Here is a 23819-nt window from a genome sequence, read left to right as displayed (position 1 = left end):
CGGCGCGCGATCGAAACGGGGGCTCCAGCCGCGCGTGGACGCTCGATTCCCGACACCACTCGAATCGCTGTGCGTTTCGACGGTGAGCGTCGGCGCGCGATCGAAATGGGGCCCCAGCCGTGCGCGGATGCTCGATTCCCGACACCACTCAAATCGCTGTGCATTTCGACGGTGAGTGCGCGGGCACGTGATCGAAATGGGACCCCAGCCGCGCGTGGACGCTCGATTCCCGCCACCACTCGAATTGCTGTGCGTTTCGACGGTGAGTATGGGCACGCGATCGAACCAGCGTCCCGAGCACTGCATGGAGACTCGATTCCCGCCACGACTCCAATCGCTGTGCGTTTCGACGGTGAGTATGGCCGACGTGATCGAGCCGCCTGTCCGCACGCGAGTGGAAACTGATCACCGAACCCCGCCCGACTCTGCGTATTAGGGGTCTGAAGGCAAAGCCAAGATCGGATGCGCCGCCCCGATGTGGATACCCGCCCCCGCAATCCGCGGTCCGAATCGATCCCGTTTCACACGCTCACCATTGAAATGCACAGGCATCGAAGTGGTTTTCGGGTGCCGATATCCACATGGAAGGTCGGTGCTGCTCTTCGACGCCTTGCACGCTCCGAGCGATTGCGCGCATGATGCGCCAAGTCGCTTCGGCGGTCGGACAGACGCGTCGACACGCGCGCCGCGCCTAGCGGACGCATGCCCTGACCATTGCGATGCACAGCGCTGCGAGTCGCTTCGGGTGTCATATATCCACACCAACGCACGCACGCGAATCGATTGCACTTTCACGCATACCGTTAGAATGCCGGCATGCCGCGACGCGCCGGAGATCGGCAACTCGTGCCGAAACAGGCACCTCGTGCGATCGGCCGCCGGCGCTCACCGTTCAAATCCACAGCATTTCGCGTCGTTTCACCGTGCGGTTATCCACACCTGACGGCACACATTCCACCGCGTGAGTTCACCCTCACCGATGAATTGCACAGCGCGCCGAGTCGTTTCGACGTTGGGATATCCACAATGAACACGACGGCACGGTCAGTTCCCGATACATCGGCGCGAGCGCGTCCCGCTCCCATCCGGAACAAGTCGGCGAGCGCCTGACAGGGCTTTGTCTACAGCTCGCGCAGCACACTCACCATTCGAACGCACAGCGTTTCGAGTGGGATGGAAAGCCGATTGTCCACATCGAGCCGATCGCCGGCCACCGAGCGGGCGCGCCGTCTCGGCCTGACCCGGCGAGCGAATGGTGACGCGCGCTGGATTGCCGCCGACCAACGTCTTCGGCGGCACGTCCCGTATCACGTCGGTCGCCGCCGGCCCACCGCGCTCTCTGCGACCGTCACGCCGCCGCCGAGCCTCGTCACACCAGCCGGTTCGCATTTCGTTGCGGCCGGGCTGGACGACGTGTGCGTCGACGCTACTTCAACGGCAAGTCCGATACGGCGTGGCGTAGCTGCTGAGCGCGTCTGTTGTTCAGTTCTGCGACACACGCCAAGCGCCCCATTTCGCGGGCGTTCCCCGCGCCACCGCCGCTCAGGGAAGCGGAGAATTCACATTGAGCCGCGCGATATTTCTCGAATTCCTTATTCGATACCATCAAGACCAACTCGGATGCGTGAATATATTTATTATCTTCATCCCATTTTTTTATAGCAGCAAGCGCATCGGATTCGGCCTTTTTTAAATATATTCGACTCTCACTGGCCTTCTGCGCAAAGCAGTCCTTCATATCAGCTTGCGAATAGGCACTGCACTCTTCGTACAGGTCCTTCTCGCTATCGACGATGTTGTCGGGTGCGGCGATCGACAGGAGCGGAAACGCCAGCGCGAACGCGAAGCCCATTCTTCTTACTGCGCGCATAAAATCTCCGCTCCCCCTTGCACCAAACTCCATGCGAAATCACGTTTCTTTGCGTAGTTCTGATCGCGACGCATTGAGTTGTACCGTAACGCCACCGATGTCGCAGTGAACGGCCGCCACCCCGTGATGACACGCGCGACTGCGGCCTTCTGACACTTCAACACTTGTCCAGGCCGCAACATCGTGATCATTGGATTCAGCTTTTTCAGCACGTCGATCGTGCTGCCGTGGGCCTTTGCGATTTTATCGAGGCTATCGCCCGGCTTGACTGTGACGTCATAGACCCTGGCGCCCGCACCAACCACGCTCCGATGCTCGAAGGTTGCCATGCGCATAAGCAAGTAGCCGATTCCGGCCCTGAGATTATGCTGAGGGATCGTTCTCGCGGACTCCACGGTTAGCTGTCCTTTCCAGGCGGACGGCAGAATCAAATCACCGCCTTCGTTAACCGAAAGGAATGATGTCAAACCTGGGTCCCCCGATACCCCGATCTGCAATGGTTTGATCTTCCACTCCGAGCTATTCGCCCCGGTTTCAACCCACAGCATTGCCTTAATCAGAAGCCAGTCCAGTGGTCGGTAGCCGGTAAACCCCCGACAAATGTCGATTGTATTCGCTCACTGCCATCTGAATTTCGCAATCCCAGATATCCCACTTGACATCGCCGGCTGCCTTACCGATACCGTCCCTCCATTTTTCGAAACCGCTCTTCGTTGGCTCTTGAACCGCCATACCTTCCCCTTCCGACTGGATTGACAATGTTCTTTCCGTTCTGCACAAGACCAGTAGTTGCATACGCATCGGTTCGATACCCTACACGTCGGCACCGAAATCAGAACGCCAGAAACAATGCAGGGGCTTCCATCGCATTTCAATTTTCGAGATAGCTCCCGATCAACCGAGCGACAGCCAGAAACCGCTCAAAGCGAGATCGATGCGAGGAAAAGGATGGCAAAAGGTCAACGGCACACGTCCGGCTACCAGTGCCCTTGCGTCACCGCCTTATCGGCCGCGCCATTTCTGCATGCGCCCGCGCGCTCACCGTTCGATTTCACAGCGTTCCGAGTGAATGGAAGCGCCGGTTATCCACATTCGCGCGGCGGCGCGCGTCATCGGCAAGCCCGTCACTCCGCGATCGAACGGATGACCCGCGCCGGGTTTCCGCCGACCAGCGTATCCGGCGGAACGTCTTTCGTCACGACCGCCCCCGCGGCGATCACCGCGTTCTCGCCGACTGTCACGCCGCCGATGATCGTCGCGCCCGCGCCGATCCACACGTTGCGCCCGATCACGATCGGCCGCGCGACGACGGCGTCACGCCGGCGGGACGGCTCGATCGGATGGCCCGACGTGATGAGGCTCACGTTCGGCCCGATCATCACGTCGTCGCCGATATCGAGGCCGCCGAGGTCATAGAACGTACAGTTCTGGTTGATGAACACGTTACGGCCGACCCGCGTATCCGCGCCGCCCGTCGCGTAGAACGGCGGGATCAGCAGGAAACCGCCATCCATCGCCGTGCCGATCAGTTCGCCGAACAATGTACGAACCTGGTCCGCATCGTCGAACGTCAGCCGGTTGAGCCGGGCCGTGATTGCCATCGCCCGCGTGAGCTCGGCGCGCATCGCGGCCGATTCGGGCGTTCGCCGGGGAATGATCGTGATGCGATCGTCGTGCGTCATGCGTTGTTTTTCTCCGTGCGCGATAGAGCCGGCATGCGCGGCGCGTGACGGCCGCGCGCGATTCGCCGAATACGCTCGCATAGGCTTGAATTCGATTACTCGGACGAGCCGCGCCACACCGTCCGAGTATGGTGTGCCGGCCGCTGCCGCGCGCATCTTCGAGCGCCTGCCGGGCGGCCCTTCGTTGTTCCCATTATGACGCGCCTTCCTTCTGCCGCCGTCCGTCGAAAGCGATGCCTCGAGCGTTCGTCCGACCAAGCCGCGACGCCGGCGCAAATTTGCGCCGGACAGTGTAGCGGTGCCGACTCGAAGCGCCCAAACGTCGGCCAATCCCCGAATAGTCATTAAATTACTAGTTGTACATAGAACTTCCGTCGCACGCCGCTTTCCGGGAGATTCGTGGCGAATTCGCGCTCGCGCGACCTCGCATGACTATTAATCCGCGGCCATGCCGCGCCCGTCCGCTTCCCCATTCGCCGCTGTCCGAACCGCTGCCGCTCGGGTACGCTTGAGCATCGACCGACCCGACACGCACACCGATACGCGGAGGCGCGATGAAACTCTACTACTGGCCGAAAACCCGGGCATTCCGGGCGCTGTGGATGCTGGAGGAAATCGGCGCCGTCTACGAGCTCGTGCCGATCGATCTGCGCTCGCACGAACAGCGCAGCGACGCGTTCGTCCAGGTCAATCCGATGGCGAAGCTGCCGGCGCTCGACGACGGCAGCGAACCGTTCGCCGAATCGGGCGCCGTGCTGCTCTATCTCGCCGATCGCTGCCCGGGCGCCGGCCTCGGCGTTGCGCCCGACGATCCGCTGCGCGGCCGCTTCCTGCAATGGATGTTCTTCACGCCCACCTGTCTCGAGCCCGCGATGGCCGAGAAATTCACCGGCGCGTCGGGCAATCCGGTCGCGTTCGGCTGGGGCAACATCACGCGCGTGCAGCGCGCGCTCGCGCAGACGCTCGCCCATAGCCAGTGGCTCGTCGGCGATCACTTCACCGCGGCCGATCTGCTGCTCGCCAGTACGCTGAAGATCGCATTCGACGCGCACCTGCTGCAGCACGAAGGCGTGCTCGGCGACTACATCGCCCGCGCCGAGGATCGCGACGGCTACCGCCGCGCGATGGCCGTCGAACAGCGCGAAGCGGCGCGGCTGCTGCACGCGTGACACGTCGCGAACGGCACGGCATCGGATCGCGGCGATCGCGCCCGGATGCCGCGACCGGTCGCGCGTGGCACCCGCGCTACGCCGCCGGCCCGGATGCGGGCGGCGCCGACACGCCGGCATCGACGATCACACCCGGCGAACCTCGCTCGTCGCTATCGAGGTCCACCGGCACGACATCGTGAAAATGGGTGTAGTCGATGTGCGTGACGCCGTCCTCCTCGTGCATCAGATCGACATAGCGGTGCAGCCAGCGGATGTCCGCATGCGTCCATGAGTAGCGCGCCTGCATGACCTGCGACGTCGTTTCGTCGGAGCCTTCGATCGTGATCAGCAGCGACGCATCGCGCGCGGCGAGCGACTCGACCGTCTCGCCGAACAGCGGGCTCGTTTCGTCGATCACGTGCATCAGGTTCCAGCCGAGCAGGAAGATCGGATGCTCGTTGCGCACGAGCGGCAGGTCGTGGATCTTGCGCAGCGTATAGCCCTCGTGCGTGCCTTCGATGCGCATCAGCCGCAGTTTCGCCTGCGCTTCGGCGATCACGTTCTGGCGCGCATTCGCGGCACGCACCATCAGCGTCATCCGGCCGTTGAGCGGCCGCACGATCGCGTAGCGCGCGAACAGGATCTTCGCCTGCGGCCGCGAGAACCGCGCGAACACGAGGCCGGTCGCCAGCGCGATGCCCGACATCCCGATGAAGATCTCGAACGTCGAGACGAGGTGCGCGTAGACCGTCTGCGGATGCATGTCGCCGTAGCCGACGGTCGCGAGCGTCTCGACGCTGAAGAAGAACGCGCCGGCGAACCCGGCCGGCGACTGGTTCGCGATCGGCGCGTGACCGAGCAGATAGAGCATCGCGAAGCCGCCGTTGAGCAGCAGAAACAGCACCGCGAGCGACAGGAAGAACACGGGCCAGCTCACCGTCAGCGCGCGATGGTAGAGGTCGCGCCAGCCGAGCGGCGGCATCCCGTACGCGATCACGGGGCGGGTGCCCGACCAGAGCTTGCGGCCACGGCCGCGGGAGGCGGGGGAAGACGAATCGACGGTCATCGCGCGAGGCCTGGAGCAAGGAGGCGATGAGCGTAGCACGCGCAGACGGCGGCCGGAATGCACGGCGCTGCCGCAGCGCATGTCTGCCGGCGCACGACGAAAAAAAACCGGCCGCATGAGCGGCCGGCTGCGCAACGTGCGTGCGCCGCGCCTACTTCCGGTCGACGATCACGCGGTCGAACGTGCCGCCGTCCGCGAAGTGGATCTTCTGCGCGTTCGCCCAGCTGCCGAACACCTGCTCGACGCTGAACGTCTTCAGCGGCTTGAACTCGGCCGCGTGCTTCTTCAGCACGTTCGCGTCGCGCGGGCGCAGGTGGTGCTGCGCGATGATCTCCTGCGCCTGCGGCGTGTACAGATAGTCGAGATACGCGTGCGCGACCTTGCGCGTGCCCTTCTTGTCGGCAACCTTGTCGACGACGGCGACCGGCGGCTCCGCGAGGATGCTCGCCGACGGGTACACGGCGTCGAATTCCGCGCCCGACGCGCCCGTATCCATCAGCGCGACTTCGTTCTCGAACGTGACGAGCACGTCGCCGATGCCGCGCTGCGTGAAGGTCGTCGTCGCGCCGCGGCCACCCGAGTCGAGCACCGGCACGTTGCGGAAGATCGCCTTCTCGAAATCGAGCGCCTGCTGGTCGGTCGCGCCCTTCTGCTTCTGGTAGCCCCATGCGGCAAGGTACGCGTAGCGGCCGTTGCCAGACGTCTTCGGGTTCGCGATGATCACCTGCACGCCCGGCTTCGCGAGATCGCTCCAGTCCTTGATCGCCTTCGGATTGCCCTTGCGCACGAGGAACACCATCGTCGTCGAGTACGGCGAGCTGTTGTCCGGAAAGCGCGCGCGCCAGTCCTTCGGCAGCAACTGGCCGCGCTCGGCGAGCAGGTCGATGTCGTTCGGCTGGTTCATCGTCACGACGTCCGCCTGCAGCCCCTGCAGCACCGACAGCGCCTGCGCGCTCGATGCGCCGTGCGACTGCTTGATCGTCACGGTTTCGCCGGTCTGCTGCTTGTACGCGGCGGCGAAGCTCGTGTTGATGTCCTTGTACAGCTCGCGCGTCACGTCGTACGACACGTTCAGGATCGACGTGTCCGCGTGCGCGGCCGTTGCCGCGACGATCAGCGCCGCCGCGGTGCCCGTGTGCAGCCAGCGGCCGATCCCCTTGATGCTTGCCATCGTGTTGTGCCCCGTTCAGTGGTGGTGAATGTGCGCGACGGCGCGCGTACGCGCTGTCATCGAAACGTAAGCGGGCATTCTAGCGGCCGCGCGCGGCGTGCCTTCCAATCTGTCGTGGAAAGCAAATCTCTAATCCTGCTAAGCGGCATGCGGCGCTCGCGGGCGCGCCAGATCCGGTGTTAAGATTGCCGCTCAGCCCTTTCCCGGTTCATCCATGTCCGCTTCCCTGCGCTCGCCCTCGATCCTTGCCGCCGTCGCGGCAGGTGCGCGCGCGGCCGGGCTGAAACTCAAAAAACGACTCCTCGACTGACGGGGACGTCGCGTCCCGTCAGGCGAATGCCGGACGGGATGCCCGCAGGTCGTTTCATTCTCCTTGCTCGCACGCCTCGCTCCGGCATACCGCTGGCGGAACGGTTTCCTCCCACTCCGTTTCCACCATGAGGCTTTGCATGCACACACGTTTCGAAGGTATCTGGCTGCCGATAATCACGCCGTTTCATGACGGCGACGTCGATCACGGCGCGCTCGCGCAGCTCGCGCGCCACTATGCGGCCACCGGCATCGCCGGGTTCGTCGCGGGCGCGACGACCGGCGAAGGCGTGCTGCTCGACGCGCGCGAACAGGACGCCGTGTTCGCGACGCTGCGCGACGCGGTGCCCGGCCTGCCGATCGTCGTCGGCCTGACCGCGAGCGCGACGCACTTCGCGGCCGCCCGCGCACGCGAGCTCGCCGCGCTGCGGCCCGACGGGCTACTCGTCACGCCGCCCGTCTACGTCCGGCCCACGCAGGACGGGATCCGCCGCCACGTCGAAGCGATCGTCGAAGCCGCCGACCTGCCGGTGCTCGTCTACAACATTCCATATCGCACCGGCGTGAACGTCGAACTGGAGACGCTGCAGTCGCTCGCATGCGATCCGCGCGTCGCGGGCATCAAGGAGTGCGGCGGCACGCTCGACCGGATGAGCCGGCTCGTGCACGACACGCCGCTCGCGATCCTGTCCGGCGACGACAACCAGAACTTCGCGGCGCTTTGTGCGGGCGCACACGGCGCGATCGCGAGCAGCGCGCACGTGCTGCCCGAATGGCACGTGCGCATCCATGCGCTGCTGCGCGACGGCCGGCTCGCCGATGCGCGGCGGCTGTCGGTCGCGTTGCAGCCGCTCGTTGCGGCGCTGTTCACGGAACCGAACCCGGCACCCGTGAAGGCGGTGCTGGCCGCGCACGGATGGTGCGAAGACGGGCTGCGGCTGCCGTTCGTGCCGGCCAGTGCGGCGTTGCGCGAGAAGCTGGCTGCGATTCTTGGCACCCTCGCCGAATTCGAGCCGGACGCGGCTGCCGCATAAGCGGCGATGCGATCCGCGGGTCGCGCAACAGGCGCATCACGTCCGTCGAACGCGTCCGGCAAAGACGCCGCCAGCGGCGCATCGATGTCATCTGCGATCCGGGCCTAGCCTTCGAGCACACCGGACCGAACGGGCAGTTCCCGCCGCGCGATTCGATCGGCGGGCGCGCCGTCGGTCGCGCTCGACATGTCGCCAAGTTGCGATGGACCGATTGAAAGGCCGTTGCGCGCATTCGGGTTGGGGATGATGACGTCCGTTTCAGGTGTCCATCACTGTAGCCGCGTTCGGCCGAGGATTACGCGCACACGCCGCGCCGCTGCTCCGGGATGCCCGTCATGCCGCGAGCACCGCCGGCTCCCGCTGCGTCGCGTCGCGCACCGCCTGCGTGACGATTCGCGCGAGCCGCTCGACGGTCGGCGTCGCCGACGACGTCCGCCGCAGCAGCATCAGCGGCAGGCTCGGCAGCGCCGGCAGCCCGAACGACGACGCATCGAGCACGCGCACCGATGCGGGCAACCCGTAGTGCGAGCGCACCGTCAGCCCCAGGCCGGCCGCCGCCGCGGCCCACAGCCCCGCCAGGCTCGGCGTCGTGAACGCGACGCGCCACGGCACGCGCGCGCGGTCGAGCGCGTCGGTCGCCGCGCCGAAGAACCGGCACGGCCGGTCGAACACGACGAGCGGCAGCGGCTCGCCGGACGCGCGCCGCGCACGAATCCCCGCATCGCCGGTGGCCGCCGCATCCGCATGGCCACCGCCGTCGGGCATCCCGAAGCCGCTGGCGCCGACCGCCGCGATCCACTGCATCGGCACCTGCGCGATCGCGTCGGCGTCGATGCCCGCGCGCGACACGAGCGTCGCCGACGCGGGATCGCCCCACACGAGCGCGAGATCGAGCTGGTTCGCGTCGAGCCGCTCGAGCAGTTCGGCATTGCGCGCGACGCGCGCCTCGATCCGCACCTTCGGATGCGCGCGCGCGAAACGCCCGAGCACGTCGGGCAGGATCGCCTCGCCGAAATCCTCCTGCAGGCCGACTCGCACCCAGCCGTCGAGATTCACGCCACGCACGGCCGCGGCCGCTTCGTCGTTCAGCTCGATCATCCGGCGCGCATAGCGCAGCATCGCGTCGCCCGCGTCGGTCAGCGCGAGCCCGCGCCCAGCCTTCACGAACAGCGGCGTGCCGGCCTGCTCCTCGAGCTTGCGGATCTGCGCGCTCACCGCCGACGTGGAACGCGCGACGCGATCGGCCGCCCTCGCGAAGCTGCCGAGGTCCACGCCGGCGACCAGGCTGCGCAACGCCGCGACGTCGAAGTTCGGCCGGGCGAACGCGGCGTCGGGCGTCGCGTGTTGGGCATCGTATTGTCCGGACATCTCAATCATCCTGTTTCATCGAACGATTCATCAAAAACTTTCTGATTTTCAGGATCAATGTAGGCGGCCACACTGGCGATGTCAATTTCAGAACGGCTCTGTCGTCATGGATACCTCCTGCCTCGCTTCCCCGCCGTCGGCCGAGCGCGATGCGCACGGCCCGGCGCATCGCTGGCGCGTGCTTGCGGCCGGCGTCGCCGCGAACATGAGCTTTTCCGCCGCCGCGGCCGGCATTCCGACCACCGCCGTGTGGATGCGCTCCGCCTATCAGCTCGACAACGGTGCGCTCGGGCTCGTACTCGGCGCGCTCGGCTTCGGCGTCGCGCTGTCGGAGCTGCCGTGGGGCATCGCCGCCGATCGCTTCGGCGATCGGCGCGTGCTGCTCATCGGCCTGATCGCGACCACGGCGATGCTCGCGCTGATGGCGGCGACGATCGTCCCGAGCACGCACGCGGTGCCGCCACGCATGCGCGTCGTCGCGGCGATGTGCTGCGTCGGCCTGCTCGGCGGCAGCGTGAACGGCTCGAGCGGCCGCGCGGTAATGCGCTGGTTCGGCGAGCGCGAACGCGGCCTCGCGATGAGCATCCGCCAGACGGCCGTGCCGCTCGGCGGCGGCGTGGGCGCGGCGCTGCTGCCGTCGCTCGCGTCTCATGCGGGCTTCGCCGCGGTGTACGGCGCGCTGATGCTGCTGTGTGCCGGCTCGGCCGCGCTGACGTGGCGCTGGCTGCACGAGCCGCCCGATGCGCCGGCAGCGACGCGCGCGGCCGCAAGCCGCCCCGCCGTGCCGCAACCGGCAGCCGCGCCCACGCGCAGCCCGCTCGCGAGCGGCCGCGTGTGGCGCATCGTGGTCGGCATCGGCACGCTCTGCGCGCCGCAGTTCGCGGTGCTGACGTTCGCGACCGTGTTCCTGCACGATTTCGGCCGGCTCGGCCTCGCCGGCATCAGCGCGGCGATGGTCGCGCTGCAACTCGGCGCAATGGTGATGCGCGTGTGGAGCGGCCGCCATACCGACCGGCACGGCAACCGGCGCGCGTACCTGCGCCGGTCGGTTTGCGTTGCGGCCGGATCGTTCGCGCTGCTTGCGGCCGCGACCGCCGGCAGCCCGCACGTGCCACTCGCGGCGATCGTCGCGATTCTCGTGTTCGCCGGCATCGGCGTGTCGGCCTGGCACGGCGTCGCGTACACCGAGCTCGCGACGCTCGCGGGCGCGAACCATGCGGGCACTGCGCTCGGGATGGCGAACACGATCGTCTATCTCGGACTGTTCGCAACACCGCTCGCGATTCCGCCGCTGCTGGCGGTCAGTTCGTGGAGCGTGGTGTGGCTCGCGACCGCGCTGATCGCCGCCGCGACCTATCCGCTGTTTGCGCGATGACGGGTGCGCGGCGGCCAGCGGCGTCGAGCGTCGGCCGTCGCTGCGCGACACCGTCAGAACTTGTACACGGCCGACAGCATCGCCGAACGGCCGTCGCCGAGTTCGACCGCCGACGACCGCGATTCGCTGCCCGACACCTGTCGCACGCGTTCGGCGTACGCGCGATCGAACACGTTGTCGACGTTCAGCTGGATGCGCAGCCGGCGGTTCACGTCGTAGCCGGCCATCAGGTTGTGCACCCAGTACGCGCCGAGCTTGCCGTCACCCTGCGACGTCACGTTGCGCCGGCCGACGAAGTGCGAACCGTAGCCGAGCGTCCAGCCCGCCGGCAACCGATAGGTCGTCCACACGTTGAACGCGTGCCGCGGCGTGTTGCCGAGCGCCGGCCCGTCGCGTCGCGGCGACGAAGGCGAGCTGAGCGTCACGCTCGCCAGATACGTATAGTTCGCGAACACGTCCCACCGCGGCGTCACCTTGCCTGCGGCACCGAGCTCGACGCCGCGCACGCGTTGCCGGCCCGCCAGCGCATAGCTGCCGTCGGCCATGCGTTCGCGCGCATTCTTCTTTTCGGTCTGGAACAGCGCGCCGTTCAGCGCGATGCCCGCGAGCCCTTCCCATTTCGCGCCGAGCTCGAAGCTCTCGTTTTTCTCGGGCGCGAGCGCCCCGGTCGCCGCGCTCACGCCCGAGCCGGTGGTCACGAGAAATTCGGCGGACGGATTGAACGACGTGCCGTACGCGAAATACGCGCGACCGTTGTCGGTCGGCTTGAACACGAGCCCCGCGCGCGTGCTCAGATGGCGATCGGCAGTATCCGCGCGCTCGGTGGGTTTGCCCGCCGCGGTGCCTTCGGACCAGCCGTCGATCCAGTCGTGCCGCAGCCCGACGTCGATGTCCCAGTAGCGGCCGATCGAAATCGTGTCGAACGCGTACAGCGCCTTCACGACCAGCGCGGTGTCGTTGCGCGCGTTGTCCTGGCGCCGCGCCGGGCCGCGCCACACGCCGGGCGGCGCGGCAAGCGCGAAGCCGCCTGCCGGGTAAAAGCCGTTCAGCCCGTACGAATAAGTCGTGCGGCCGTACGTCTCGCGCGAGATCTCGAAGCCCGTGACGAGCGTGTGCTCGACGCCGAACGTCGAAAATGCGCTGGTGACGTTCGTCTGGTTCGCCCACATCGCGGTCGACGCGTCGCGGCCATAGCCCTGCGGCCCGGCCGGCTTGTAGCGCCCCGGCGGCAGCCCCTGCAAGTTGACATGCGACGCGGAAATCACCGTGTCGCGATCCAGGTGCGCATAGCGGCTCAGGTTCTGCACCTTCAGGCCGGACGACACGTCGTGTTCGGCCTTCACGGTGAACGCATCCGACGTGATGCGTTCGCGGTCGAGATTGCGCCAACCGAAATAGCGGTCGCGCGACACGCCGCCCAGCACTTGGCCGTTGTGCGCGGGCAGCCCGTAATCGGGCAGGTTGTTGTCGTACTGGTGGAAATAGCCGAGCGTGACGCGCGTCGGCGTGCCGAGACCAAACGCGAGCGACGGCGCGATGCCCCAGCGCCGCTTGCGGACGTCGTCGCGGCCCGGCACGTCGTTGACGTGCGCCATCGCGTTCAGGCGGAACGCCGCACGGCCGTCGGCGCCCGGCAGCGGCCGGTTCGCATCGAGCGTCACGCGGCGGTAGCCGGACGTGCCGAGCATCGTGCCGGCTTCGGTGAACGCGCCGGCCTTCGGCGTCTTGCTGACGAGGTTCACCGAGCCGCCCGTCGTGCCGGCGCCGCCGAACACGGAGTTCGGCCCCTTGATCACCTCGATCGCCTCGACGTTGAACAGGTCGCTGCGAGTGTTCTGCGCGCTGTCGCGCAGCCCGTCGAGCTGCAGGTTCGCGTTCGCGCCGAAGCCGCGGATATTGAACATGTCGCCCGATCCGCCGCCGCCCTCGCCGGCATTGAACGTGATGCCGGCGACGTTCGACAGCGCTTCGCGCAGGCTCAGCGCCTGCTGTTCGTCGAGCACCACGCGCGGCACGACGGTGATCGTCTGCGGCACGTCGAGCAGCGGCGTCGCGTATTTCGCGGAGCCCGACCGGTCGACGCGCGAACCGGCGTCGCGCGCGCCGTGCACGAAGATCGGGCTCAATTGCCGCGCATGGCGCGGCTCGGCGTCGTCCGCGCATGCCGGCGCGGCCGCACAGGTCATCATCGCGAACGCGACCGATGTGGCCGCGCGCCTCGGCGGCGTCGTGCTCGACTGAATGCAACCGCTCATGTTCACTCCACTCCATTGATGAGAATGATTCTCATTCAAATGGATTGGGCTCGACATGACAATTGGACACGTCCGAACTTCGTGATCCGAACGAACCGTCGACCGACACGGCCGGCGCGCCCGCCACCGCGTCAGCCGCCCTCGCGTGCCAGCGCGCGCCGCGCAGCCGGCCGCTCGGCCTCGCGCTGCGCATGCGCGGTCCATGCAGGATGGCGCGTCATGTCGAGCCCGATCGCGCCGCCCCAGCGATACAACACCAGCAGGAACGGATCGACGATCGAATGGCCGCCCGGCTCGGCCCACGTGCGCCCGTCGGCAAGCGTGGCTTCGATCGTCGCGTTCGCGGCGTCGATCACGCCGCGCCCGTGCGCGCTGATCGCGCCGTGCAGCGCCGGGTCGCCGATGAAACGCCCTGGCCGCCACAGCGCGCCGTAGCCGACACCGTGCACCCAGCCGACCAGCCACGCGAGCCATTCGTGGCAACGCGCCTCGCGCAGCGGATCGTCGAGCGGCAGCAGCCGCGCATCCGGATGGCGACGCGCGAGATACGTGAGGATCGCGGGCGTTTCGGTCAGCACGCGCGGCTCGCCCGGAATCGCGAGCACGGGCACGCGCGCCTTCGGGTTGATCGCGAGATAGCGTGCGTCGAGGTTCTGCCCGTCGCGCACGGACACGACCTCGACGTCGAACGGCGCGCCGGTTTCCTCGAGCGCGATGTGGGCGGCGAGCGAACACGCGCCCGGCGAAAGATAGAGACGATATGCGTTCATGATGGCGTTGCCCGGCGGGCCTGTTGAAAGACGGAACCGAGTGTAGGAATGCATGGGCCGCCGCCGCAAACGATGAATTGTCGTGCTCGGGCATTAGTGTTACTAATGCGTGATGCGACGCATTCACCTTCCTCCGCTGCAGACGCTCCGTGCGCTCGAAGCCGCCGTGCGGCTGCAGAGCTTCACGCGCGCGGCCGACGAACTGGCGCTCACGCAGGGCGCGGTCAGCCAGCACATCCGCACGCTCGAGGCGCAGCTCGGCTATCCGCTGTTCACGCGCGAACGCAGCGGCGCGACGCCCACGCATGCCGCGCATGCGCTCGCGCTGCAGGTGCGCCAGGGCCTGAGCGTGCTCGAACGTGCGTTCGAGCCGGTGCTCGCCAAGCGCAAGCCGCGCGCGTGCGACGCCACGCTGAACGTGAGCGTGCTGCCGAGCGTCGCCGAGCGCTGGCTCGCGCCGCGCCTGCCGCGCTTCGCGGCCGCGCATCCGCACATCGCGATCGTGCTGCATCCGGACGCCGCGCTTGCGCCGCTGCGCAAGCGCGACCGCATCGACGTCGCGCTGCGCTACGGGCCCGGTACGTGGCCGGGCGTCGTCGCCGAAAAGCTGATGAACGAGACGGTATTTCCGGTCGCGAGCCCCGCCTATCGCAATCGCGACGGCGTCGCGCCGCGCACGCCGGCCGATCTCGTACGCGCGACGCTGCTGCGCCATCCCGCGCAGCCGTGGGAGCCGTGGTTCCAGGCCGCGCGGCTCGACCTCACCGAATCCGCGCGCGCACCGCGCTTCGCCGATGCGAACGCGTTGATCGACGCGGCGCTGAAGGGGCACGGCGTCGCGCTCGCGCGCCGCTCGCTGATCGAACCGGAACTCGCGGCCGGCACGCTCGTGCGCGTGTCGACGGTGCGCATCACCGACGTATACGCGCACTACGTGGTGTGGCGCCCCGATCATCCGCGCGAAGCGGCGATCCGCACGTGGCTCGACTGGCTGCGCAGCGAAGTGCGGCGCAGGACGCCGCGCCGCTGACGCCGGCCGCCGACGCGCTCATGCGCGCGCCGGCATCGCCACCTTGTCGAGCGTGATCGGCAGATCACGCACACGCACGCCGGTCGCGTGATAAACCGCGTTGGCGATCGCGGCCGGCACGCCGGTGATCCCGATCTCGCCGATTCCGCGGATGCCGAGCGGATTGAAATGCGTGTCGCTTTCGTCGACGAAGCTCACGTCGAGTTCGCCGATATCCGCATTCACCGGCACGTGATATTCGGCAAGGTTCGCGTTCGTGAAGCGGCCGTGCCGCACGTCGAGATGCGAGCCCTCCTCCAGCGCGGTGCCGAGCCCCCACACCATCCCGCCGATCAGCTGGCTGCGCGCGGTCTTCGCGTTGAGCAGGCGGCCGACGCTGTACACGCCGACGATACGCGGCACGCGGATCGTGCCGAGCTCGGCGTCCACGTGCACTTCCGCGAACACCGCACCGAACGAATGCGACGCATAGCGCGACTTCTCGTCGCCGGGCTTCGACGTCGCCTGCGCGTCGATCGGCTGGCCACCCGCACGCGCGATCACCGCGGCGGCCGGATCGCGCCGCGCCGGATCGCCGCGATGCACGACCCAGCCGTCGTCGATCGTCACGTCGTCGGCCGCGGCGCCGTGCAGCGGCGAGCCGGCATCGGCGATCGCCAGCGCGATCAGCTTCGCGCGCGCGTGCAGCGCGGCCTCGCGCACGGCCGGCGCCACGCTCGCGGCCGACTGCGAGCCGCCCGATACCGGCGCGCGCGGCAGGCTCGAATCGCCGAGCGAAAAACGTACGTTCCGCGGCGCGAAGCCGAGTGCGTCGGCCGCGACCTGCGTCATCACCGTGTAGGTGCCGGTGCCGATGTCCTGCGTGCCCGACGCGACTTCCGCCGTGCCGTCCGGCAGGATGCGCGCCCGCGCCGATGCCTCGCTGCGGTTCGCCGGGTAGGTCGCAGCAGCCATCCCGAGGCCGATCAGCGTGCCGCCGTCGCGCATCGTGCGCGGCGCGCCGGTGCGGCGCGACCAGCCGAAGCGCTGCGCGCCCGCGCGGTAACACTCGCGCAGCTCGTTGCTCGACCACGGCTTGCCGTCCTGCGGATCCACCTGCGCGTAATTCGCGAGCCGCAGCGCGACCGGGTCCATCCCGAGCTGCCACGCGAGCTCGTCCATCGCCGATTCGAGCGCGAACGAGCCGGTCGCCTCGCCGGGCGCGCGCATGAACGTCGGCGTGCCGACGTTCAACGACACGATCCGGTGCGTGGTCGCGTGGTTCGGCACCGCATACATGATCCGCGACGGCATGCCGCACATCTCCGTCCAGTCCTCGAACGTCGACGTGGTGACGATCGAGTCGTGGCGCATCGCGGTCAGCGTGCCGTCGCGGCGCGCGGCCAGCACGACGCGCTGCTCGGTGAACGGCCGGCCGCCGACCGGGCCGAACATCTGCGGCCGCGTGAGCGCGAGCCGCACCGGCCGGCCGACCTGCTTCGCGGCCATCGCGCACAGCGCCACGTGCGACCACGACGAGCCCTTGCAGCCGAAGCCGCCGCCGAGAAACGGCGAAATCACGCGCACGTGCTCCGGCGCAATGCCGAACACCGCGGCCACGGCCGTGCTCGCGCCCGACACGCCCTGCGTCGCGTCGTGCAGCGTGAGCGTCGGGCCGTCCCAGCGCGCCATCGTCGCGTGCGGCTCGATCGGGTTGTGGTGCTGCATCGGCGTCGTGTACGTTGCGTCGACGCGCACCGCGCCTTCGCGCAGCCCTGCGTCGATGTCGCCGCGCTGCGTGTCCATCGGGCGCCCCTGCTGCTTCGGCGGCACGCGCGCGCCGTGCTTCTCGCGCGCGAAATCGAGCGCCGCATCGCGCGTGCGATAGCGCACGTGCACGGCATCCGCGGCGGCGGTCGCCTGCTCGAGCGTCTCGGCGACGACGACCGCGACGGGCTCGTTGCTGTAGCGCACCGTGTCGTCCTGCAGCAGCGTGAGCCGGCGCCCCGCGGGCGGGGACAGCGGCGGCCGGCCGCCGTTGGGCAGCCGCATCGCGTTCTCGTGCGTCATCACGAGCAGCACGCCGGGCATCGCGCGGGCGCGCGCCGTGTCGATCGACTCGATCCGCCCGGATGCGATCGTGCTCGTGACGAGCACCGCATGCGCGAGCCGCGCATCGGGAAATTCGGCCGCGTAATGCGCACCGCCCGTCACCTTCAGTACGCCGTCGACACGGTCGAGCGGCTGTCCGGTCAGCGTGTTCATGCGATACCTCCGGTCGTTCCGGCAGCGGTTGTCACCGCGCGCACGATCGCGCGCTGCGCGAGCGCGACCTTGAAGCCGTTGCCGTCGAGCGGCCGTGCATCGCGCAGCGCGAGTGCGGCCGCTTCATTCAGCCTGGCATCGTTCAACGTCTGGCCGGCGAGATGCTGCTCCGCGTCCGTCGCGCGCAGCGGCTTGTGCGCGACGCCGCCGAGCGCGATCCGCGCCTCGGCGACGCGTGCGCCGTCCATCCGCAATGCGGCGGCCACCGATACCAGCGCGAACGCGTAGCTCGCACGGTCGCGCACCTTCAGGTAGTGCGCATGGTCGGCGAAGCGCGGCGGCGGCAGATCGACCGCAGTGACCAGTTCGCCGGGCTCGAGCGTCGTGTCGAGATCGGGCCGATCGCCGGGCAGCCGGTGAAACGACGCGAACGGAATCTGCCGCGCGCCGCGCGGGCCGCTCACCTGCACGGTCGCATCGAGCGCCGCGAGCGCGACGCTCATGTCCGACGGATTCACCGCGACGCACTGCGCGCTCGCGCCGAGTATCGCGTGCATCCGGTTGTGGCCGCCGATCGCCGCGCAGCCGCTGCCCGGCTCGCGCTTGTTGCATTGCGCGAACGCCGGATCGTAGAAGTACGGGCAGCGCGTGCGCTGCATCAGGTTGCCGCCGACGGTCGCCATGTTGCGCAATTGCGCGGACGCGCCGGCGAGCAGCGCCTGCGACAGCAGCGGATAGTCGGCGCGGATGCGCGGATGGTCGGCCGCGTCGCTGTTGCGCACGAGCGCGCCGACGCGCAGGCCGCCGCCGGGCAGCGCGTCGACCGCATCGAGCCCGGCGATGCGCGTGATGTCGATCAGCGCGACCGGCCGCGCGACGCCGCCCTTCATCAGGTCGAGCAGGTTCGTGCCGCCGCCGATGAACGCGGCGCCCGGCCGCTGCGCCGCGCGCACCGCCGCGGCGACGTCGGTCGCGCGTTCGTAGGAAATCGCATCCATTGCGGTGTCCTCCGTCGGCTAGCCGTGCGCCGCGTGCGCGGCGCGCACGGCGGCGACGATGTTCGGATACGCGCCGCAGCGGCACAGATTGCCGCTCATCCGTTCGCGAATTTCATCGTCAGACAGTTGCGCGGGGCGCTGCCGCACGTCGGCGGTAGCGGCGCTCGCGGCGCCGGCCGCGAACTCGTCGAGCAGCGCGGTCGCGGAGCAGAGCTGGCCGGACGTGCAGTAACCGCACTGAAACGCATCGTATTCGACGAACGCGCGCTGCACCGGGCTCAGCACGCCGCCGCGCGCGAGGCCTTCGACCGTCGTGATCCGCTGGCCTTCGTGCATCACCGCGAGCGTCAGGCACGCGTTGATGCGCCGCCCGTCGACGAGCACCGTGCACGCGCCGCACTGCCCGCGGTCGCAGCCTTTCTTCGTGCCGGTGAGCCCCGCGTATTCGCGCAGCGCGTCGAGCAGCGTGACGCGCGGTTCGAGCTGCAGCGTGTAAGCGTGCCCGTTGATGTCGAGGTGAACCGGTTGTGCGCGCACCGTATCGCGATGCGGGACGGCCGGCGCCGACGCCGCGTGCGCGGGCGGCGGATGAACGTGCGACGCGGCGCCGACCGTCGCGGCGGCGGCCGCGGATTGCAGAAAGCGGCGCCGCGCGGCACTCGACGGCGTGTCGTGCGCCGCCGGCAGCGCCGCGCAATGGCCACGCGCGGGCGTCGGCGGGCCGGCGTCGCGCGCGGGTTCGGCAGAGGGGGAATCGGGTCGATCGGTGGACATGACTTCTGCTCGCTCCATGATGTGATGGACGCGGATGTGCGGCCCCGGCGCGGCTGGCCGCGCGGGGCGACACGCGCGTCGGCGCAGCGAGCAATTCCGGTGCCGCGGCCGAGCGGCGCCTCGCCCGCGCGCGACGCCGGTATCGATATGGGGTGCGTACGGGCTGCGAACAGGCGGCTCGACGCCTTTCCTGGCGCCAGCATGTCGCCACGCTGTCGCGCGGCTGTCCGCGCACTGGCGGAGCGGCAAAAACGCCCGCTTTTTCGGTGGCGCCGGCCGCTTGCGGGCCAACGATTGCCGATTGCCGTCGCGCTTGCGCGTGCGCGGGGCGGCACACGCGCATCGCGATGCCGTGCGCCGCCGCATGACGCGCAGCGAGCCACTGCGTGCGCCATCTGCAACGGCTGCGAAAATTCCGCCATGCGCGCACGCGGATCGCCGCGAAAGCGTTCGGTCAGCTTCGCGAAAGCCGTTCGCGATCATGCTCCGGTCGCAAACGATTCACCGAAACGTCGCATCGCACCGGCATACTCGAAAGCGGTCCCCATCCGTCTGCCAGGAGAGAAGTCATGCGTCGCGTTGCCCTCGCCGTCGTTCTGTGTGCCACCGTGTTCGCCGCCGCCTGCAGCGACGACGCGCCGCACGACGCGCACGCGGCCGACGCGTCGCAACCGGCGCGCGCATCGTCCGGCTCCGCGAGCGCGTTCAACAGCGATGCCGGCGCGAGCGCCGCCACGTCCGATGCCGCACCGCTCGCGCCGCCGGTCGTCCACTACCCGCCCGACGATGACGACGACGCGAAGCCCGCGATGAACGCGGGCGCATCCGGCGTCGCCGCGGCGCCGTCGCACTGATCCCGCCGTTGCTGTTCGTGTCCCCGTCCCCCCCGATCGCAGAACCGAGGTGAAATAACATGACGTCATCCAGCCGCCGCCGTTTCCTGCATACCGTCGCGCAGTCGGCGGGCGCCGCCGTCGCGCTCAACGCGTTCCCCGAGTCGATCCGCCGCGCGCTCGCGATTCCCGCCGCGCGCGGCACCGGCACGATCCGCGATGTCCAGCACATCGTCGTGTTCATGCAGGAGAACCGCTCGTTCGACCATTACTTCGGACACCTGCGCGGCGTGCGCGGCTACAACGACCGCTTCCCGATCCCGCTGCCGAACGGCAAGCCGGTGTGGTACCAGCCGTCGAAGGAAGATCCGGCGAAGCCGGTGCTGCCGTTCCGGCTCGACACGAAGACGACCAGCGCGCAGTGCGTTGGCGCGCTCGACCATTCCTGGGCGAAAACGCACGCGGCGATCGACGGCGGCCGCTACGACCAGTGGCCCGCGAACAAGACCGACATGACGATGGGCTATCACGTGCGCGAGGACATTCCGTTCCACTACGCGCTCGCCGACGCGTTCACCGTGTGCGACCACTACTTCTGCTCGCTGCCGGGGCCGACGCACCCGAACCGCGCGTACCTGATGACGGGCACGATCGATCCGACCGGCAAGTTCGGCGGCCCGCTGCTCGACAACGCGGACTACGTCGACGGCGACCTGCCGCCCGCGTACCAGCTGCTGTCGTGGACGACCTTTCCGGAGCGGCTGGACGCGCACGGCGTGTCGTGGCAGATCTACCAGCAGGGGCTCACGTGGGCCGATCCGTACAACGGCAACTACGGCACGAACATCCTGCAGAACTTCACGAACTTCATCGACGCGAAGCCGGGCTCGTCGCTGTACCAGCGCGCGCAGACGGTGCGCACGCTCGACAACCTGAAGGACGACGTGATCAACGACCGGCTGCCGCAGGTGTCGTGGCTGCTGCCGCCGGCCGCGTTCTCCGAGCATCCGAAATACACGCCCGCGTACGGCGCGAACTACACGTCGCAGATTCTCGACGCGCTGACGTCGAACCCCGACGTGTGGGCGAAGACGGTGCTGTTCATCATGTACGACGAGAACGACGGCTTCTTCGATCACGTCGTGCCGCCGCAGCCGCCGACGTCGGCCGCGCAGGGCGCATCGACCGTGACGACCGACGGCGAGCTGCATACGGTCGTGAACCCCGGCCGCGGCGGCAGCTACACCGCCGACGGGCTGCCGTACGGCCTCGGGCCGCGCGTGCCGATGACCGTCGTGTCGCCGTGGTCGAAGGGCGGCTTCGTGTGTTCGCAGGTGTTCGACCATACGTCGGTGATCCGCTTCATCGGCGAGCGCTTCGGCGTCGACGAGCCGAACATCACGCCGTGGCGCCGGACCGTGTGCGGCGACCTCACCGCCGCGTTCGACTTCCGCTCGTCCGATGCGACGTTCCCCGCGCTGCCCGATACGAGCCAGTACCGCTCGATCGCGGACCAGCAGTGCACGTCGCAGCCGGCGCCCACGGTGCCCGCGACGCCGTCGCCGATCGATCCGCAGGAGCCCGGCGTGCGGCCCGCACGCGCGCTGCCGTACGAACTCCACGTGAACGCGAGCATCTACGGCGGCAACACGCTGCGCATCGAGTTCGCGAACCGCGGCAATCAGGGCGCGCACTTCCACGTGTATGCGACGAACCGCACCGACGGCCCGTGGCGCTACACGGTCGGCGCGCGGCGCGTGTTGCATGCGGACTTCGACCTGACGGAGACGAACGGCGTGTACGCGTTCTCGGTGTACGGGCCGAACGGGTTCGTGCGGATGTTCGCGGGCAACGTGTCGGCCGCGACCGCGCGCCGCCGCAACCAGGCGCAGCCGGAAGTGAAGGCCGGCTACGACATCGCGAACGGCAACCTATATCTGAAACTGCGCAACCACGGCAGCGGCCACGTCACGTTGACGCTGACCGACAACGCATACGGCGCGCCGTCACGGCAGATCACGCTGCACGGCGGCGACGAGCGCGTCGAGCAATGGGCGCTCGCGTCGAGCCACCACTGGTATGACGTGACGGTGAGCGACGGCGCGAACGGCACGTTCTCGCGCCGCTTCGCGGGTCACGTCGAGAACGGCCGGCCGAGCTACTCGGATCCGGCCGCGGTGCGGCCGGTGTCTGCGTCGTAAGCGCGGCGGCGCGCGGCAGCGGCAAGGGCCGCACGGCGCGGCGCGGCGCGGCGCGTGGAAGATTAGATCGCGTGCGCGAGCGCGCGATCGACGAGCGCGGCGTCGAAGCCGTCGTCCGTGTCGCGAAAGCGCAGCGGCGCCGCGCAATGCACCAGCGTGTCGATGAAGTACTTCGCGCGCGGCCACGGCCCGAAGCCGGCCGCGGTGTTGATGTGCCCGGCGTCGCCCAGGTTCACGAACGCGCTGCCGAGCCGCTGCGCGAGCGTGCGCGCGTCGGCGAGCGGCATCCACGGATCGGTTTCGCTGCCGATCACGATCGACGGCGCCGCGAGCCGGCGCGCGTCGAACGGGCCGGCGAACGTGAATTTCTTCGGGCTGGCCGGCGCGACGAGCAGCACGCCCGCGACGTCGGCGACCTGCGGCCATTGCGCGAGCGCGTGCGCGGCCGCAAGGCAGCCGAAGCTATGCGCGGCCAGCACGAACGGACCGCGCTCGCGCTCGAGCAGCGCGCGCACGGACTGCGCCCAGCGCGCGAGATCGGGCGCGTCCCAGTCGGCCTGTTCGACGCGCAGCGAACGCGGGAACTGCCGCTCGAGCCAGGTCTGCCAGTGAGCGCCTTCGCTGCCGTGCAGGCCCGGAACGGTCACGAGCCGCGGCGGCCACGCCGATTTGCTGCATGCGCGCATGATTGCCCTCGCTTGCTGTTGCTTGGAGACGAGCTTCGATTGTGGCGCACAGTGCGCGGCGGCTGAACCAATATTTTGTGCTTTGCTTTTTGCGACGGACGGCCGGGGTGGCGGCCACCGGCGCCGCCACCGACGGACGGCCGCTCGCGCTCTCTGGGCTGTCTGGGCTGTCTGGGCTGTCTGCGTTGTCTGCGTTGTCCGCGTTGTCCGCCCCTCCTCTCCGTCTGCTCCGCCCGCTCCGTCGAAGCCGCCCGCGCCGCCCCCGCCGCCCGCGCCCACCGCCGCCCGGCGGCGCAACGCGCCGCGAAACCGTAGAATGTGGGCTTCCCGCTTGCCATGCATCGGAACGACCCGCGCTGCCGCGCCGGTTCCGATCGACAGGAGACGCCCGATGTCCGCTACGCCCGCCGGCGCGCTGCGCCCGTTCCATCTCGCCTTCCCCGTGTCGAGCCTCGCCGATGCGCGCGCGTTCTACGGCGGCCTGCTCGGCTGCGCCGAGGGCCGCAGCTCCGATCACTGGGTCGACTTCGACTTCTTCGGCCACCAGCTCGTCGCGCATCTCGCGCCGGACGAAACCGGCAAGAGCGCGGTGAACCCGGTCGACGGCGACGACGTGCCGGTGCGCCATTTCGGCGTCGTGCTGTCGATGGACGAATGGCATGCGCTCGCCGACAAGCTGAAGGCCGCGCACACGCGCTTCGTGATCGAGCCGCACATCCGCTTCAAGGGCGAGGTCGGCGAACAGGCGACGATGTTCTTCCTCGATCCGTGCGGCAACGCGCTCGAGTTCAAGGCGTTCGCCGACATCGGCCAGCTGTTCGCGAAATAAGCGCATGAAGATCCTGTTCTACTCGCCGCAGCAGCACGCCGCCGCATGGCGCGACGCGATCGCGCACGCGCTGCCCGAGGCCGAGCTGCGCGCGTGGGAGCCGGGCGACACGGCCGCCGCCGACTACGCGCTCGTGTGGCGCGCGCCGCGCGAGCTGTTCGCGCCGCGCGACG

Annotated in this window: 19 protein-coding genes and 1 pseudogene; 8 read left to right on the top strand and 12 right to left on the bottom strand. The window is 68.8% G+C overall.

All coding sequences use genetic code 11. From position 1 onward, the window contains the following. Positions 1-1426 precede the first annotated feature (1426 nt). The 3 genes from BSE24067_RS25830 to BSE24067_RS25820 all read right to left on the bottom strand — a co-directional run bounded on the left by BSE24067_RS25830 (position 1427) and on the right by BSE24067_RS25820 (position 3552). Positions 1427-1852, bottom strand: coding sequence for a lysozyme inhibitor LprI family protein (locus BSE24067_RS25830; protein WP_244130478.1), 426 nt, complete (start codon positions 1850-1852; stop codon positions 1427-1429). Positions 1853-1857: 5 nt separating this feature from the next. Beyond that, on the bottom strand, positions 1858-2418 hold the full coding sequence (locus BSE24067_RS25825) for a LysM peptidoglycan-binding domain-containing protein (protein WP_244130477.1): 561 nt from the start codon (positions 2416-2418) through the stop codon (positions 1858-1860). 576 nt (positions 2419-2994) lie between these two features. After that, the gene (locus BSE24067_RS25820; protein ID WP_151065632.1) at positions 2995-3552 is read right to left on the bottom strand and encodes a sugar O-acetyltransferase; all 558 of its coding nucleotides are present in this window, start codon (positions 3550-3552) and stop codon (positions 2995-2997) included. 554 nt (positions 3553-4106) lie between these two features. Between BSE24067_RS25820 and BSE24067_RS25815 the strand changes: the two genes are divergently transcribed. Next, positions 4107-4721 carry a glutathione S-transferase family protein gene (locus BSE24067_RS25815; RefSeq protein WP_151065633.1) on the top strand — a complete coding sequence of 205 codons (615 nt, stop codon included), beginning with the start codon at positions 4107-4109 and terminating at the stop codon, positions 4719-4721. Between the two features lie 76 nt (positions 4722-4797). Here BSE24067_RS25815 and BSE24067_RS25810 read toward each other — a convergent pair whose 3' ends face one another. Then, positions 4798-5769 carry an ion channel gene (locus BSE24067_RS25810; RefSeq protein WP_151065634.1) on the bottom strand — a complete coding sequence of 324 codons (972 nt, stop codon included), beginning with the start codon at positions 5767-5769 and terminating at the stop codon, positions 4798-4800. 151 nt (positions 5770-5920) lie between these two features. Continuing rightward, positions 5921-6940: a sulfate ABC transporter substrate-binding protein gene (locus tag BSE24067_RS25805; protein WP_151065635.1), complete on the bottom strand. Its 1020-nt coding sequence runs from the start codon at positions 6938-6940 to the stop codon at positions 5921-5923. Between the two features lie 449 nt (positions 6941-7389). Here BSE24067_RS25805 and dapA point away from each other — a divergent pair, with 449 nt between their 5' ends. After that, positions 7390-8283, top strand: a complete 894-nt coding sequence (dapA, locus tag BSE24067_RS25800; RefSeq protein ID WP_151065636.1) for a 4-hydroxy-tetrahydrodipicolinate synthase — start codon at positions 7390-7392, stop codon at positions 8281-8283. 333 nt (positions 8284-8616) lie between these two features. On the opposite strand, the gene BSE24067_RS25795 is transcribed toward dapA, so the two are convergent. Continuing rightward, the gene (locus BSE24067_RS25795; RefSeq protein ID WP_244130476.1) at positions 8617-9651 is read right to left on the bottom strand and encodes a LysR substrate-binding domain-containing protein; all 1035 of its coding nucleotides are present in this window, start codon (positions 9649-9651) and stop codon (positions 8617-8619) included. Between the two features lie 106 nt (positions 9652-9757). Here BSE24067_RS25795 and BSE24067_RS25790 point away from each other — a divergent pair, with 106 nt between their 5' ends. After that, the gene (locus BSE24067_RS25790) at positions 9758-11026 is read left to right on the top strand and encodes an MFS transporter (RefSeq protein ID WP_174904902.1); all 1269 of its coding nucleotides are present in this window, start codon (positions 9758-9760) and stop codon (positions 11024-11026) included. Positions 11027-11079: 53 nt separating this feature from the next. Here the strand turns inward: BSE24067_RS25790 and BSE24067_RS25785 are convergent, their stop codons facing one another. Both BSE24067_RS25785 and BSE24067_RS25780 read right to left on the bottom strand, forming a co-directional pair. Beyond that, a complete protein-coding gene (locus tag BSE24067_RS25785) occupies positions 11080-13281 on the bottom strand; it encodes a TonB-dependent receptor (RefSeq protein ID WP_151068577.1) in 2202 nt (733 codons plus the stop codon). Between the two features lie 131 nt (positions 13282-13412). Continuing rightward, entirely contained in the window at positions 13413-14051 is a 639-nt protein-coding gene (locus BSE24067_RS25780; RefSeq protein ID WP_151068576.1) for a glutathione S-transferase family protein, read from the bottom strand. A 112-nt stretch (positions 14052-14163) separates the two neighbouring features. Between BSE24067_RS25780 and BSE24067_RS25775 the strand changes: the two genes are divergently transcribed. Next, entirely contained in the window at positions 14164-15081 is a 918-nt protein-coding gene (locus BSE24067_RS25775) for a LysR substrate-binding domain-containing protein (RefSeq protein WP_151068575.1), read from the top strand. An 18-nt stretch (positions 15082-15099) separates the two neighbouring features. Here the strand turns inward: BSE24067_RS25775 and BSE24067_RS25770 are convergent, their stop codons facing one another. Genes BSE24067_RS25770 through BSE24067_RS25760 form a run of 3 tightly spaced genes read right to left on the bottom strand, consistent with a single transcriptional unit; the run spans position 15100 to position 19097 of the window. Further along, the gene (locus tag BSE24067_RS25770) at positions 15100-17325 is read right to left on the bottom strand and encodes a xanthine dehydrogenase family protein molybdopterin-binding subunit (protein ID WP_151068574.1); all 2226 of its coding nucleotides are present in this window, start codon (positions 17323-17325) and stop codon (positions 15100-15102) included. Further along, positions 17322-18323: an FAD binding domain-containing protein gene (locus tag BSE24067_RS25765; RefSeq protein WP_151068573.1), complete on the bottom strand. Its 1002-nt coding sequence runs from the start codon at positions 18321-18323 to the stop codon at positions 17322-17324. The genes BSE24067_RS25770 and BSE24067_RS25765 overlap by 4 nt, the downstream gene beginning before the upstream one ends. 18 nt (positions 18324-18341) lie before the next feature. Further along, positions 18342-19097 (bottom strand): (2Fe-2S)-binding protein, encoded by a 756-nt coding sequence (locus BSE24067_RS25760; protein ID WP_174904901.1) that lies wholly within the window; start codon positions 19095-19097, stop codon positions 18342-18344. A 569-nt stretch (positions 19098-19666) separates the two neighbouring features. Between BSE24067_RS25760 and BSE24067_RS25755 the strand changes: the two genes are divergently transcribed. Next, on the top strand, positions 19667-19951 hold the full coding sequence (locus tag BSE24067_RS25755) for a hypothetical protein (RefSeq protein ID WP_151068234.1): 285 nt from the start codon (positions 19667-19669) through the stop codon (positions 19949-19951). Between the two features lie 59 nt (positions 19952-20010). Continuing rightward, on the top strand, positions 20011-22131 hold the full coding sequence (locus BSE24067_RS25750; protein ID WP_151068235.1) for a phosphocholine-specific phospholipase C: 2121 nt from the start codon (positions 20011-20013) through the stop codon (positions 22129-22131). A 62-nt stretch (positions 22132-22193) separates the two neighbouring features. Here BSE24067_RS25750 and BSE24067_RS25745 read toward each other — a convergent pair whose 3' ends face one another. After that, positions 22194-22817 carry an RBBP9/YdeN family alpha/beta hydrolase gene (locus BSE24067_RS25745; protein ID WP_151068236.1) on the bottom strand — a complete coding sequence of 208 codons (624 nt, stop codon included), beginning with the start codon at positions 22815-22817 and terminating at the stop codon, positions 22194-22196. 391 nt (positions 22818-23208) lie between these two features. Between BSE24067_RS25745 and BSE24067_RS25740 the strand changes: the two genes are divergently transcribed. Together BSE24067_RS25740 and BSE24067_RS25735 are read left to right on the top strand one after the other, a co-directional pair. After that, positions 23209-23646, top strand: a complete 438-nt coding sequence (locus BSE24067_RS25740; RefSeq protein ID WP_170297555.1) for a VOC family protein — start codon at positions 23209-23211, stop codon at positions 23644-23646. 4 nt (positions 23647-23650) lie between these two features. Then, a pseudogene (locus BSE24067_RS25735) lies at positions 23651-23819 on the top strand (glyoxylate/hydroxypyruvate reductase A); the annotation flags it as partial.

Origin of the sequence: Burkholderia latens, assembly GCF_902499045.1 — a bacterium.
Classification (GTDB): Bacteria; Pseudomonadota; Gammaproteobacteria; order Burkholderiales; family Burkholderiaceae; genus Burkholderia; species Burkholderia latens.
Note: the sequence above shows the minus strand (reverse complement) of the source record. Positions and strands in the feature narration are given on the sequence as shown.

Bases quoted from the DNA above. Each gene is read 5' to 3' on its own strand.
- BSE24067_RS25815 (WP_151065633.1), top strand. From the start codon at position 4,107: ATGAAACTCTACTACTGGCCGAAAACCCGGGCATTCCGGGCGCTGTGG.
- BSE24067_RS25785 (WP_151068577.1), bottom strand. From the start codon at position 13,281: ATGAGCGGTTGCATTCAGTCGAGCACGACGCCGCCGAGGCGCGCGGCC.
- BSE24067_RS25795 (WP_244130476.1), bottom strand. From the start codon at position 9,651: ATGTCCGGACAATACGATGCCCAACACGCGACGCCCGACGCCGCGTTC.
- BSE24067_RS25825 (WP_244130477.1), bottom strand. From the start codon at position 2,418: ATGCTGTGGGTTGAAACCGGGGCGAATAGCTCGGAGTGGAAGATCAAA.
- BSE24067_RS25765 (WP_151068573.1), bottom strand. From the start codon at position 18,323: ATGGATGCGATTTCCTACGAACGCGCGACCGACGTCGCCGCGGCGGTG.
- BSE24067_RS25755 (WP_151068234.1), top strand. From the start codon at position 19,667: ATGCGTCGCGTTGCCCTCGCCGTCGTTCTGTGTGCCACCGTGTTCGCC.
- BSE24067_RS25760 (WP_174904901.1), bottom strand. From the start codon at position 19,097: ATGTCCACCGATCGACCCGATTCCCCCTCTGCCGAACCCGCGCGCGAC.
- BSE24067_RS25780 (WP_151068576.1), bottom strand. From the start codon at position 14,051: ATGAACGCATATCGTCTCTATCTTTCGCCGGGCGCGTGTTCGCTCGCC.
- dapA (WP_151065636.1), top strand. From the start codon at position 7,390: ATGCACACACGTTTCGAAGGTATCTGGCTGCCGATAATCACGCCGTTT.
- BSE24067_RS25775 (WP_151068575.1), top strand. From the start codon at position 14,164: ATGCGACGCATTCACCTTCCTCCGCTGCAGACGCTCCGTGCGCTCGAA.
- BSE24067_RS25770 (WP_151068574.1), bottom strand. From the start codon at position 17,325: ATGAACACGCTGACCGGACAGCCGCTCGACCGTGTCGACGGCGTACTG.
- BSE24067_RS25740 (WP_170297555.1), top strand. From the start codon at position 23,209: ATGTCCGCTACGCCCGCCGGCGCGCTGCGCCCGTTCCATCTCGCCTTC.
- BSE24067_RS25810 (WP_151065634.1), bottom strand. From the start codon at position 5,769: ATGACCGTCGATTCGTCTTCCCCCGCCTCCCGCGGCCGTGGCCGCAAG.
- BSE24067_RS25820 (WP_151065632.1), bottom strand. From the start codon at position 3,552: ATGACGCACGACGATCGCATCACGATCATTCCCCGGCGAACGCCCGAA.
- BSE24067_RS25750 (WP_151068235.1), top strand. From the start codon at position 20,011: ATGACGTCATCCAGCCGCCGCCGTTTCCTGCATACCGTCGCGCAGTCG.
- BSE24067_RS25805 (WP_151065635.1), bottom strand. From the start codon at position 6,940: ATGGCAAGCATCAAGGGGATCGGCCGCTGGCTGCACACGGGCACCGCG.
- BSE24067_RS25830 (WP_244130478.1), bottom strand. From the start codon at position 1,852: ATGGGCTTCGCGTTCGCGCTGGCGTTTCCGCTCCTGTCGATCGCCGCA.
- BSE24067_RS25790 (WP_174904902.1), top strand. From the start codon at position 9,758: ATGGATACCTCCTGCCTCGCTTCCCCGCCGTCGGCCGAGCGCGATGCG.
- BSE24067_RS25745 (WP_151068236.1), bottom strand. From the start codon at position 22,817: ATGCGCGCATGCAGCAAATCGGCGTGGCCGCCGCGGCTCGTGACCGTT.